Below are 13054 nucleotides of genomic sequence, written 5' to 3' on the forward strand. Positions count from 1 at the left end.
TGGAAGAAAACTTGCATGAGCGATAAGCAAACTCCTGAAAATGCAGTGGATTATAAAGCCACACTCAATTTGCCTGATACTGAATTTGCCATGAAAGCAAATTTGGCTGTGCGTGAAGCCAAATGGTTAGAAGAGTGGTATGCCGACAACATTTATCAGCAGATTCGTGAATCGCGTATTGGTAAGAAAAAATATGTTCTTCATGACGGCCCTCCATATGCCAATGGTCAAATTCATTTGGGTCATGCCGTCAATAAAGTCCTTAAAGACATTATTATTAAAAGCCGTGTGATGGATGGCTTCGATGCGCCATACGTACCGGGTTGGGACTGTCACGGTCTTCCAATCGAACTTAAGGTCGAAGAAAAAGTCGGCAAAGTGGGCGTTAAAGTAGATGCCTCTACTTTCCGTAAAGCTTGTCGCGAATATGCCTACACCCAAGTCGAATTACAGAAAAAAGACTTTGTGCGTATGGGCGTATTTGGTGACTGGGATAATCCATACCTCACCATGAACTTTAAGCAAGAAGCAGACATTGTTCGTTCGCTTGGCGCAATTGCCAAAGCAGGTCATATCGAACCGGGTTTAAAACCTGTGAACTGGTGTTTAGACTGTGGTTCTGCGCTGGCAGAAGCGGAAGTTGAATACGAAGATAAAAAATCAGATGCGATTGATGTTGGCTTTACGGTTGTTGATCTTAAAGACTTAAGCAGCCGTCTTGGTGTAAATGTCCAAGATGTGACGGACATCGTGATCTGGACCACTACACCCTGGACACTGCCTGCCAACCAAGCAGTGGCACTCCATGCTGAAATCGACTACCAACTGGTTCAAGTACAAAGTGATCGTGGTACACAAAACTTTATTTTGGCCAAAGATCTGGTTGAATCTGCAATTGAGCGTTATAAGCTTGAAAATCCAGTGGTACTGGCTGATTTTAAAGGTTCAGCAATCGAGAATGTCTTATTACAACATCCTCTGATTACTGATCGCCAAGTGCCTGTTATTTTAGGTGAACACGTTATCGCAACTAGCGGTACAGGTGCAGTACATACCGCTCCTGGACACGGTGTGGACGACTATAAAGTTGGCTTACAGTACAACCTAAAAGTTGATAACCCTGTCGGTGGTAATGGCATATATTTACCAACAGCGCCGATTTTTGCAGGCGAACATATCTATAAAGCCAATCCAAAAATTATCGAAGCTTTGGGTGCTGCTGGTCGTCTATGGGCGCATCAGCCAATCAAACACAGCTACCCACACTGCTGGCGTCATAAAACCCCGATTATCTTCCGTGCGACACCTCAATGGTTTATCAGCATGGATGCTAAAGGTTTACGTCAGACAGCCTTGAATGCGATTGAAAATGACATCGAGTTTGTCCCAGATTGGGGTAAAAATCGTATTCAATCCATGATTGAAGGACGCCCTGACTGGTGTATCTCACGTCAACGTACTTGGGGCGTACCAATCCCATTCTTTGTACACAAAGATACTAATGCATTACACCCTCGTACACCTGAACTCATTGAAGAAGTCGCTAAACTGATCGAACAAGAAGGTATTGATGGTTGGTATAACCGCGATGCTAGCGACTTCATTGGCGCAGATGCTGAACAGTACAATGCCGTACGCGATACACTTGACGTTTGGTTTGACTCAGGTACTACACATTATGCAGTGTTGCGTGAACGTGAAGAGTTACAAGACCCTGCAGATTTGTATCTTGAAGGTTCAGACCAACATCGTGGCTGGTTCCAATCGTCATTGTTAACTTCAATTGCGATTAATGAACGTGCACCGTATAAAGGTCTACTCACTCACGGTTTCGTGGTCGATGAGAAAGGTCGTAAGATGTCTAAATCATTAGGCAACATCATCACCCCACAAGACATTATTAAAGATATGGGTGCTGATGGTTTACGTTTCTGGATTGCATCTGCTGACTATCGCTATGAAATGACGGCTGGTAAAGAAATCTTTAGCCGCGCATCAGATGGTTATCGTCGTATTCGTAATACCTTACGTTTCTTGTTGGCCAACTTGAATGGTTTCAAACCATCGACAGATGCTTTGCCAGTCGACCAACTGATTGCATTGGATCAATACATCTTGCAACGCGCTGCTGAGGTTCAAAAAACCATCCAGCAAGCCTATGAAGAGATGAATTTCCATATCGTCACCAATGCATTGACCAACTTCTGTATTAACGACTTAGGTGGTTTCTATCTCGACATCATCAAAGATCGTCAGTACACCACTAAAGCAGATTCTCAAGCACGTCATTCTGCACAAACAGCGCTATATCACATCGTACAAGCCTTTGTTCGCTGGATGTCACCGATCTTGAGCTTTACCGCACAAGAAGCTTGGCCATTGATTCCTGAACAAACCGGTAAATATGTGTTCACGGCTGAATGGTATGACATCCCAACCGCATCAACAGCAAACTTACTGTCTGAAGCAGATTGGCAAACATTGATTAGCGTAAAATCAGCAGTAAATAAACAGATTGAAGCCGCACGTAACGCTAAACTCATCGGCAGTAACTTATCTGCCAAAGTTGAACTTTGGGCAGATGAAGCCTTACAGACATTGTTAAACCAATTGGCTGATGAATTACGTTTTGTCTTGATCACCTCTCAAGTCATCGTTCACCCTTATGCTGAACAAGGTGAAAGCACGGATCTTGCAGGATTACGTGTCCAAGTCTCCGCAGCAGATGGTGAAAAATGTGTACGTTGCTGGCATGTACTGCCAGATGTAAATACACATGTTGGTCATCCTGGTTTATGCGCTCGTTGTATTATCAACGTCACTGGCAGTGGCGAAGTGAGAAAATATGCATAATTCTGTGCAAACTAGCCCAGCAAAAAAAGGCTTATTCCAATTTTATCCACATAACCTGCTTTGGCTTGGACTTTCAGTCCTCGCCATTGTGCTGGACCAATGGACTAAATGGATTGCCAGTTCACATTTAAATTATGCAGATCCTGTTCCTGTACTGCCCTTTTTAAATTGGACGCTGTTGCATAACTACGGGGCTGCATTCAGCTTTTTGTCTGACGCAGGCGGCTGGCAACGCTACTTCTTCACCTCTTTAGCAGGTGTGGTATCGCTGATTTTCATTTTCTGGCTGATGCGTATGCCAAAGAAAATGATCGTGTTACCGATGGCGATTGCGTTGATTCTCGGTGGTGCAATTGGCAATCTGATTGATCGTGTCAGCTTAGGCTATGTGGTCGATTTTATTCATGTTTACTATCAAAACAGCCATTTCCCAGCCTTCAACCTTGCGGATAGCTCAATTACGCTAGGCACGATTTTACTGCTGATTGATACCTTCTTCCTTGAGAAGAAACGTAACCAAAACGTGGATGCATAAGATGAACGAAATTATCCAACCAAACGAAGAAATTCGTATTCAAGATGGCTCAAAAGTCGACTTGCATTTTTCTGTTTCAATCGAAAATGGTGTTGAGATTGACAATACACGTAATCGTGAAGAACCCGTAAGCCTCGTGATTGGCGATGGTAACTTATTACCTGGCTTTGAAAAGGCATTATTTGGTTTACGTGCAGGTGACCGTCGTACCGTGAGTCTTCCACCTGAAGAAGCATTTGGTCCATGGAATCCTGAAAACGTACAAACTTTTGATACGGTTAAATTTGAGCAACGTCCAGTTGAAGGACACATGATTGAGTTTGAAGATAAAGCCAAACAAAGCCTCTATGGCGTGGTGAAATCTGTAAATGATGATGTGACCGAAGTAGACTTTAACCACCCTTTAGCGGGTAAAAATATTACCTTTGAAGTTGAAATCTTTAGAGTCACCCCTGCTGGACAACAAGGTATTAAATTGATGTAATCAATTTGCATACTTGCTGCATCTTTCTGCTGTTCAACCCCCCCAAGTACAAGAATATGGACTTGGGGGATTTTTTATTGAATAAGACAATTATTAAATATAATCAATCATTTAAAACTCAATAAATCCAGTTTATTGATATTCGTTTCACCGATATCTCGTTGTACGTTTTAGCTTACATGCATTGCAGAAAATTGATGCTAGGCAAAAATCACCTTTCATTTTATATTTAAGGCATACAGAAACAGGATGTTTCAAAAAGCAAGAATAACTATAATAAAGAATATAACGGCAGGACGCTGAAAGGTATAACAGCACTAATACCTAAACATAAATCTGAAAAAGCCCCGACATGATGTTGGGGCTTTTTTCTATCTGTTTTTTGTCCCACCCTAAAATATGTTTAGACCTGAAGAAAGGCATTTTATGGAGCCACCAATTTAAGCAATCTGGCAGATTGACCATCTTCAATCACCCAAATATTGCCATCCTGCGCTTGGAGTACGCCACGAATCCGCTGCCCCATCGCGATTCGCTGTAGCTCCCGAACAGGCTGTGCTTGTGTATCCACTACAATAATTGCTTTTGAAGATAAACCACCAAGAATGGCTTTATGCTTCCAGTGTGGAAATACATCTCCCGTATAAAACATCAAACTTGAAGGAGAGATGACAGGCGTCCAATCCAGAACTGGGGCTGTAAATTCAGGACGAGTCGCATGGTCTGGAATTGGCAAACCATTATAGTGATCACCATTCGACACCAGCGGATAGCCATAGTTTTCGCCCTTGGCAATCAGATTCAACTCATCGCCACCTTTAGGTCCCATTTCTGCAACCCAAAGCTGCCCTGCGGAATCAAATGCCATGCCCAAAGGGTTTCGATGCCCCAAACTCCAGACTTGTTTGGCAATCTCGCCATGTGTTTGAAATGGATTGTCTAAAGGGGTTGTGCCATCTGCATTTAAACGCAAAATTTTGCCTAAATTAGATTTTAAATCCTGAGCAGGTTCAAACTTTTGTCGTTCACCAGAACTTATCCATAATTTGCCATCTGCACCAAACTTTATACGATGTGCATAATGTCCCTGTCCTGAAACTTTCGGCACTTGCTGCCAGATTCTTTGAATTTGGGCAAGTTTTGGCGTGGGTTTAGCATCCAATAAGAGCTTGCCCCGAATCACGACTGCACCGTAACCACCCGTACCCGCTTCTGCATAACTTAAATAAATCTGCTGATTCTGTTTAAATTCAGGATCTAAAATGACATCACCCAAACCACCTTGTCCGCCATAAGCCACTTCAGGGATAGCTTGAACATCTAAGCTTTGAACTGTTTTTGGATTAAAAAGTTTTAATTTCCCCGCTTTTTCTGTAATTAATAGACGTCCATCTGGTAACTCTGTCAATGCCCACGGCTCATTAAAATCTGCAATTGGCTGTACTTGATAGCGTTGTAAGTTTTGTGCAGAAGTTGATTTTGACTCTAAAGTAGCCGAGTTCTGTTTCGGCTGAACTTGTGCATTACACCCTGTGATTAAACCCAATGTAACTAGACCTATAAATCCATAGTGTTGCCGATTCATCTTAAGCATCCTAATTGCTCCTCTATTTATTCAATCTTAGCTTGAGCTAATCAAGACATCATAACCAATGAAACTCACCCTGAGCATAATAGAAATGTATCGCTATACACTTTCTTACTTGAATCTTCTACAAAGTAAATAGGCAAAAAATTAAGGAGCGATGCTCCTTAATTTCAAAGTCCCACAATATTAACGATCAATTAACTATAAGATCGACTGGCTTTTTTGACCACACTTGGCTCACTCACCACCTTTGATGTACTTTGTAAACGAATCATTGCCACTGCAATTGCACCAATCACCGCAGGAATCGCCACCGCCAAAAAGTTCATTTTATGCGGTAAATTCATACCCAAAAGTACGCCAATGATAATAGGGCCTACAATCGCACCTACACGCCCCACTGCAGAAGCACAACCGATACCTGTCGAACGAATCGTGAGTGGATAATACTGTGCAACAAAGCTATACAGTAAAATACTGCTGCCAATGGCAGAAGCACCCGCTAAGCCGACCAATAAATAAATTACAGGCTGTGGTGAATTGAAGCCTAGACCCACTAGAGAGAATGCCCCCAATAAAAACATGCCAATAATCACAGGTTTTAAGTGGAAACGGTCTGCAAAGCGGCAACATCAGATCCACCACCAGGCTCAGTAATTGCCAAAGCCGAAATCTTTTCGCCGGAAATAATATCTGGCAATACTTTCGCTTTTAGTTCTTCACTTCCAAAATGCTGAATTGGTGGAGCACCGATGGTATGTACCATCAACGAAATATGCACACCACCTGAACCCGCTTTCGCCATTTCCACACCAGCGAGTAACGAATAAAAAGGATCAGCATCCGGAATACCCCCATATTCTTCACCAAAGCCTAAGCCCAATAATCCAATCTCAGCAGCTTTCTTATAAAGCTCTCGAGGAAACGTTTCAGCCTCATCCCATTCATTAACAAATGGAGCCATTTCTTTTTGCACGAATCGACGTACATTGTCTGCAAAAGCTTGGTGTTGTTCATTATAGTAGATCGGATTAAGTTGCATTTTCTGCTTCCTAGCTTGAATAATTCTGAGTCGATTAGAGTATTTATAAGCGCTTTACCTTATCAAAAAAGAAAAAACCAAGCAAGCGCTTGGCAAAATACACATCAATTTTATCCATAATCATTTATCAAAAACGTTGAGATATTTATCCGAAATAAGAGCCCAAATCCTATTAGTAAGTATTTAAGCCCTATTATCACGGTTATGATTGATCGTAATTTTTCGGATTCTGCATGAGTAAAATAGCAAATGGGCGAGTAGATCGAAATGCTTCCAAAACAATTACAAAAATTGAAGTAAGAGGAATTGCTAAAATCGCTCCTGCGATTCCCCACAATGAAGACCACAAAGACAAGGAAAGCAAAACAACAAACGGAGATAAATTGATTTGTTTACCAATCATACGTGGCTCTAGAAAATTTCCTACAAACATTTGTGCAACCGTCAATAGAATTGCAACCAGAATAGTTAATTTCAGCGAACCAGTTTGAGCCAATGTCATTAGAACAGGGAAAATCACACCGAATAAAGAACCAACGTATGGAATATAGTTAAACAAACCAATAATTAAAGCCCAAAATAATGCATACTCCACACCACACGCCCAAAGAATAACAAAACAAATCGTTGCTAAAATCAAATTAATAAGTGTCTTAACGACAAGATATTCACTAATCTTTTTATTAATATCCGCGATCAATAACCGCGTTTGTTCAGTTTTACCATCTGGAAATGCAATCATTAATTTTTTAACGAACTGATCTCGCTCATTCAATAAAAATAAGGCATATACAATAATGACAACAAACATGCCTGTCAGCGCACTAAATGAAGTAAGTGTCGAAGTAATGAGACTTTGAAGATTAATCTGGCTCATCAGCATTTCTCTAAAGATTTGCCAGTCCGGACTATCACTCCACCCTAAATACGCGTTTACATACAAAAAAACCTGTTCAATATTCGCTTCATAGATTGGCATCTTAGCCAAAATTTTCTGTCCAGTTGTAATCACTAAACTAATAAGCTGAACCATCACCACAATAAAACTGATTAATACCAATATTCTTCTAAACCATTCTGGCGTAGATTTCAAAACAGGAAACTTTACTAGCCAATGACTTAATGTGATAAGGATATACATCGCTATCGTCGCAACAAGGATTGGCAATAAAAAGCCTTGCCCAATTTTCAACAACCATCCAAAGAGAATTAAAAACAATAAAATATAAACCAATGTCTGTAGGCTAGATTGCCAAGAACCAAGATTATTATTTTGCATATTCACATCACGCTTTATCTTTTCCCCAATAGTTATACCGTAATTTTCCCCAATTTATTTTTCTCGTTGCAATAAAAAACACCCCTAACCGTCAGGTTAGGGGTGTTTGAATTTAAAAGCTGGCGATGACTTACTCTCACATGGCAAGTGCCACACTACCATCAGCGCGAAGAGGTTTCACTTCTGAGTTCGGGAAGGGATCAGGTGGTTCACTCTTGCTATTGTCGCCAGCAAACTGTTGTGGTGTTTTGGGGTCTTATTGATCATGTTGTGTTTTCACTTCATGTCTGCCTTACTTACGAACCAAAGAGTTATTAACGGATTAGATATTGAGTCTAACTTTGTGTTCAGCATTTTAACTAGTTTTTACACTAAATCAAGTTATGTATTGAACTTATCTTGAATACAACAACTGTTTGGGTGTTGTATAGTCAAGCCTCACGAGCAATTAGTATTGGTCAGCTTCACACGTCACCGTGCTTCCACACCCAACCTATCAACGTCCTGGTCTCGAACGGCTCTTTAGAGGACATAAAGTCCTAGGGAAATCTTATCTTGAGGTAGGCTTCCCGCTTAGATGCTTTCAGCGGTTATCCCTTCCGAACATAGCTACCCGGCGATGCGACTGGCGTGACAACCGGTACACCAGAGGTTCGTCCACTCTGGTCCTCTCGTACTAGGAGCAGATCCTCTCAAATTTCCAGCGCCCACGGTAGATAGGGACCGAACTGTCTCACGACGTTCTAAACCCAGCTCGCGTACCTCTTTAAATGGCGAACAGCCATACCCTTGGGACCTGCTTCAGCCCCAGGATGAGATGAGCCGACATCGAGGTGCCAAACACCGCCGTCGATATGAACTCTTGGGCGGTATCAGCCTGTTATCCCCAGAGTACCTTTTATCCGTTGAGCGATGGCCCTTCCATACAGAACCACCGGATCACTAAGACCTACTTTCGTACCTGCTCGACTTGTGGGTCTCGCAGTTAAGCGCGCTTTTGCCTTTATACTCTACGCGTGATTTCCGACCACGCTGAGCGCACCTTCGTACTCCTCCGTTACTCTTTAGGAGGAGACCGCCCCAGTCAAACTACCCACCAGACATGGTCCTCGCCCCGGATTACGGGGCAGAGTTAGAACCTCAACATTACCAGGGTGGTATTTCAAGGACGGCTCCATTGGAACTAGCGTTCCAACTTCAAAGCCTCCCACCTATCCTACACAAGTAAGGTCAAAGTTCAATGTCAAGCTGCAGTAAAGGTTCACGGGGTCTTTCCGTCTAGCCGCGGGTACACTGCATCTTCACAGCGATTTCGATTTCACTGAGCCTCTGCTGGAGACAGCGCCGCCATCATTATGCCATTCGTGCAGGTCGGAACTTACCCGACAAGGAATTTCGCTACCTTAGGACCGTTATAGTTACGGCCGCCGTTTACTGGGGCTTCGATCAAGAGCTTCGCTTACGCTAACCCCATCAATTAACCTTCCAGCACCGGGCAGGCATCACACCCTATACGTCCACTTTCGTGTTTGCAGAGTGCTATGTTTTTAATAAACAGTTGCAGCGGCCTGGTTTCTGCGGCTGCCAACCGCTCAGGGAGCAAGTCCCATCACCGTCAGCAGCGTACCTTCTCCCGAAGTTACGGTACCATTTTGCCTAGTTCCTTCAGCAGAGTTCTCTCAAGCGCTTTGGTCTACTCGACCTGACCACCTGTGTCGGTTTCGGGTACGATTCCTGTGTAACTGAAGCTTAGAGACTTTTCCTGGAAGCATGGTATCAGCCACTTCACTGTACAAGTACAGCTTGCTATCGACTCTCAGCATAGAGTACCCCGGATTTGCCTAAGATACATGCCTACTGTCTTCCACCTGGACAACCAACGCCAGGCTGACTTAACCTTCTCCGTCCTCTCATCGCATTACACAGAAGTATGGGAATATTAACCAATTTCCCATCGACTACGCCTCTCGGCCTCGCCTTAGGGGTCGACTCACCCAGCCCCGATTAACGTTGGACTGGAACCCTTGGTCTTTCAGCGAACGGGTTTTTCACCCGTTTTGTCGTTACTCACGTCAGCATTCGCACTTCTGATACCTCCAGCATACTTCTCAATACACCTTCTTCGGCTTACAGAACGCTCCCCTACCACGTAACTTAAAAGTTACATCCGCAGCTTCGGCACATAGTTTTAGCCCCGTTACATCTTCCGCGCAGGCCGACTCGACTAGTGAGCTATTACGCTTTCTTTAAAGGGTGGCTGCTTCTAAGCCAACCTCCTAGCTGTCTATGCCTTCCCACATCGTTTCCCACTTAACTATGATTTTGGGGCCTTAGCTGGCGGTCTGGATTGTTTTCCTCTTGACTACGGACGTTAGCACCCGCAGTCTGTCTCCCGGATAGTACTCATTGGTATTCGGAGTTTGCATCGGTTTGGTAAGTCGGGATGACCCCCTAGCCGAAACAGTGCTCTACCCCCAATGGTATTCGTCCGAGGCGCTACCTAAATAGCTTTCGGGGAGAACCAGCTATCACCAGGCTTGATTAGCCTTTCACCCCTATCCACAAGTCATCCCCTGGCTTTTCAACGACAGTGGGTTCGGTCCTCCAGTTAGTGTTACCCAACCTTCAACCTGCTCATGGATAGATCGCCTGGTTTCGGGTCTATACCCAGCAACTAAACGCCCTATTAAGACTCGATTTCTCTACGGCTCCCCTATTCGGTTAACCTCGCTACTGAATATAAGTCGCTGACCCATTATACAAAAGGTACGCAGTCACCGAACATGTCGGCTCCCACTGCTTGTATGCATGCGGTTTCAGGATCTATTTCACTCCCCTCACAGGGGTTCTTTTCGCCTTTCCCTCACGGTACTGGTTCACTATCGGTCAGTCAGGAGTATTTAGCCTTGGAGGATGGTCCCCCCATATTCAGACAAGGTTTCACGTGCCTCGCCCTACTCGTCATCATTATGTGTGCCCTTTCGTGTACGGGAATATCACCCTCTACGTTCGCACTTCCCAGAGCGTTCCACTAAAACACACATAACTTAATGGGCTACTCCCCGTTCGCTCGCCGCTACTAAGGGAATCTCAATTGATTTCTTTTCCTAAGGGTACTGAGATGTTTCACTTCCCCTCGTTCGCCTTGCAACACTATGTATTCATGTTGCAATACCTACCTTATGGTAAGTGGGTTCCCCCATTCAGATATCTCCGGATCACAGGATATTTGCCGCCTCCCCGGAGCTTTTCGCAGGCTATCACGTCTTTCTTCGCCTCTGACTGCCAAGGCATCCACCACATGCACTTAATTACTTGACTATACAACCCCAAACAGTCGTTAATCCCTACAAGTAGGATTAAGACAATTAAATAAATAATTAATGATCTATTTAATCTACAGTTCGAAGTCCCGTGCACTTAAGCACCGTACAGCTTCAATCTAAATTCATATACCAAAACGCTTGATTCAGTGTTTTTGCTAGTTCTCATTTCTAACAACTCAGCTTAAAGAATTAATTCTTCTTGCTTTGTTATTGAATGAGTGAACAATTTATTTCAGACTCAAATTCTAATCTGTTAATGATTAACTACAGCCTCGTCAGCTTGCAGTAAACTGTGATAAATCACAGAAGTTAATAAATCTAAATCAATCTCTTGATTCACCTTATTTATTAAGTTCTATAATTTAAAAATATCTTTCACTACCATATTAGATCAGATACTACGCGCAGCATAGCTTCTTGTCTTGCGCTTCGGCAAAGCGTTGCTTTGCTGATCGAAGCTCTGGTGGAGACTAGGAGAGTCGAACTCCTGACCTCCTGCGTGCAAAGCAGGCGCTCTACCAACTAAGCTAAGTCCCCAGCTTACAATCATAATGAACGATATATCTTCTCATCTAGTAGCTTGTGATTATTCATCACTTCGTCAGTAGTGGTGGGTCTGACAAGACTTGAACTTGTGACCCCACGCTTATCAAGCGTGTGCTCTAACCAACTGAGCTACAGACCCTGAGAAATAAAAGAAGAGATCGTTGATCTCTTCTTTTATTTCGCAAGACAAGCGCAGCGCGTAGTGCACGACTTATCTCTAAAATTAAAAAAGAGAAACAATACTTTTTCTATCTTTCATTCGATATATCTCGAAGAACAACTTGTTGTGGATTCTTACCGATCGTCAATCTTTCGTTAAGGAGGTGATCCAGCCGCAGGTTCCCCTACGGCTACCTTGTTACGACTTCACCCCAGTCATCGGCCACACCGTGGTAAGCGTCCTCCCTAAGGTTAGACTACCTACTTCTGGTGCAACAAACTCCCATGGTGTGACGGGCGGTGTGTACAAGGCCCGGGAACGTATTCACCGCGGCATTCTGATCCGCGATTACTAGCGATTCCGACTTCATGGAGTCGAGTTGCAGACTCCAATCCGGACTACGATCGGCTTTTTGAGATTAGCATCCTATCGCTAGGTAGCAACCCTTTGTACCGACCATTGTAGCACGTGTGTAGCCCTGGCCGTAAGGGCCATGATGACTTGACGTCGTCCCCGCCTTCCTCCAGTTTGTCACTGGCAGTATCCTTAAAGTTCCCATCCGAAATGCTGGCAAGTAAGGAAAAGGGTTGCGCTCGTTGCGGGACTTAACCCAACATCTCACGACACGAGCTGACGACAGCCATGCAGCACCTGTATGTAGATTCCCGAAGGCACCAATCCATCTCTGGAAAGTTTCTACTATGTCAAGGCCAGGTAAGGTTCTTCGCGTTGCATCGAATTAAACCACATGCTCCACCGCTTGTGCGGGCCCCCGTCAATTCATTTGAGTTTTAGTCTTGCGACCGTACTCCCCAGGCGGTCTACTTATCGCGTTAGCTGCGCCACTAAAGCCTCAAAGGCCCCAACGGCTAGTAGACATCGTTTACGGCATGGACTACCAGGGTATCTAATCCTGTTTGCTCCCCATGCTTTCGTACCTCAGCGTCAGTATTAGGCCAGATGGCTGCCTTCGCCATCGGTATTCCTCCAGATCTCTACGCATTTCACCGCTACACCTGGAATTCTACCATCCTCTCCCATACTCTAGCTGACCAGTATCGAATGCAATTCCTAAGTTAAGCTCAGGGATTTCACATCCGACTTAATCAGCCGCCTACGCACGCTTTACGCCCAGTAAATCCGATTAACGCTCGCACCCTCTGTATTACCGCGGCTGCTGGCACAGAGTTAGCCGGTGCTTATTCTGCGAGTAACGTCCACTATCCTAGAGTATTAATCCA

General features: G+C 43.9%; 5 protein-coding genes, 2 tRNA genes, 3 rRNA genes and 2 pseudogenes. 3 read left to right on the top strand and 9 right to left on the bottom strand.

The window, feature by feature from the left end; genetic code table 11:
• Window positions 1-15 precede the first annotated feature (15 nt).
• The 3 genes from ileS to F988_RS00590 are packed head-to-tail and all read left to right on the top strand — an operon-like array spanning window position 16 to window position 3872.
• Window positions 16-2853: an isoleucine--tRNA ligase gene (gene ileS / locus F988_RS00580; protein WP_004680190.1), complete on the top strand. Its 2838-nt coding sequence runs from the start codon at window positions 16-18 to the stop codon at window positions 2851-2853.
• A 4-nt stretch (window positions 2854-2857) separates the two neighbouring features.
• A complete protein-coding gene (gene lspA / locus F988_RS00585) occupies window positions 2858-3388 on the top strand; it encodes a signal peptidase II (protein ID WP_162130233.1) in 531 nt (176 codons plus the stop codon).
• Between the two features lies 1 nt (window position 3389).
• Window positions 3390-3872: an FKBP-type peptidyl-prolyl cis-trans isomerase gene (locus F988_RS00590; protein ID WP_004680192.1), complete on the top strand. Its 483-nt coding sequence runs from the start codon at window positions 3390-3392 to the stop codon at window positions 3870-3872.
• A 424-nt stretch (window positions 3873-4296) separates the two neighbouring features.
• On the opposite strand, the gene F988_RS00595 is transcribed toward F988_RS00590, so the two are convergent.
• The 9 genes and pseudogenes from F988_RS00595 to F988_RS00635 form a co-directional block, all read right to left on the bottom strand.
• Window positions 4297-5466 (bottom strand): PQQ-dependent sugar dehydrogenase, encoded by a 1170-nt coding sequence (locus F988_RS00595; RefSeq protein ID WP_004680194.1) that lies wholly within the window; start codon window positions 5464-5466, stop codon window positions 4297-4299.
• 191 nt (window positions 5467-5657) lie between these two features.
• Window positions 5658-6080: pseudogene (locus F988_RS00600) on the bottom strand (MFS transporter); the annotation flags it as partial.
• Window positions 6074-6502 (bottom strand): annotated as a pseudogene (locus F988_RS00605) (acyl-CoA dehydrogenase family protein); the annotation flags it as partial. The pseudogenes F988_RS00600 and F988_RS00605, both read right to left, overlap by 7 nt.
• Before the next feature lie 202 nt (window positions 6503-6704).
• On the bottom strand, window positions 6705-7781 hold the full coding sequence (locus F988_RS00610) for an AI-2E family transporter (protein ID WP_004680197.1): 1077 nt from the start codon (window positions 7779-7781) through the stop codon (window positions 6705-6707).
• Window positions 7782-7898: 117 nt separating this feature from the next.
• A 5S ribosomal RNA gene (gene rrf / locus F988_RS00615) occupies window positions 7899-8013 on the bottom strand.
• A gap of 195 nt (window positions 8014-8208) precedes the next feature.
• Window positions 8209-11102, bottom strand: a 23S ribosomal RNA gene (locus tag F988_RS00620).
• 466 nt (window positions 11103-11568) lie between these two features.
• A tRNA-Ala gene (locus tag F988_RS00625) sits at window positions 11569-11644 on the bottom strand.
• Window positions 11645-11715: 71 nt separating this feature from the next.
• Window positions 11716-11792: transfer RNA gene (locus F988_RS00630), tRNA-Ile, on the bottom strand.
• Window positions 11793-11969: 177 nt separating this feature from the next.
• Window positions 11970-13054 (bottom strand): 16S ribosomal RNA (locus F988_RS00635); the annotation flags it as partial.

Source organism: Acinetobacter parvus DSM 16617 = CIP 108168 (genome assembly GCF_000368025.1).
Lineage (GTDB): Bacteria > Pseudomonadota > Gammaproteobacteria > Pseudomonadales > Moraxellaceae > Acinetobacter > Acinetobacter parvus.

Excerpts from the sequence above, each read along its gene's own strand:
- ileS (WP_004680190.1), top strand. The coding sequence starts at position 16 with ATGAGCGATAAGCAAACTCCTGAAAATGCAGTGGATTATAAAGCCACA.
- F988_RS00590 (WP_004680192.1), top strand. The coding sequence starts at position 3,390 with ATGAACGAAATTATCCAACCAAACGAAGAAATTCGTATTCAAGATGGC.
- F988_RS00595 (WP_004680194.1), bottom strand. The coding sequence starts at position 5,466 with ATGCTTAAGATGAATCGGCAACACTATGGATTTATAGGTCTAGTTACA.
- F988_RS00610 (WP_004680197.1), bottom strand. The coding sequence starts at position 7,781 with ATGCAAAATAATAATCTTGGTTCTTGGCAATCTAGCCTACAGACATTG.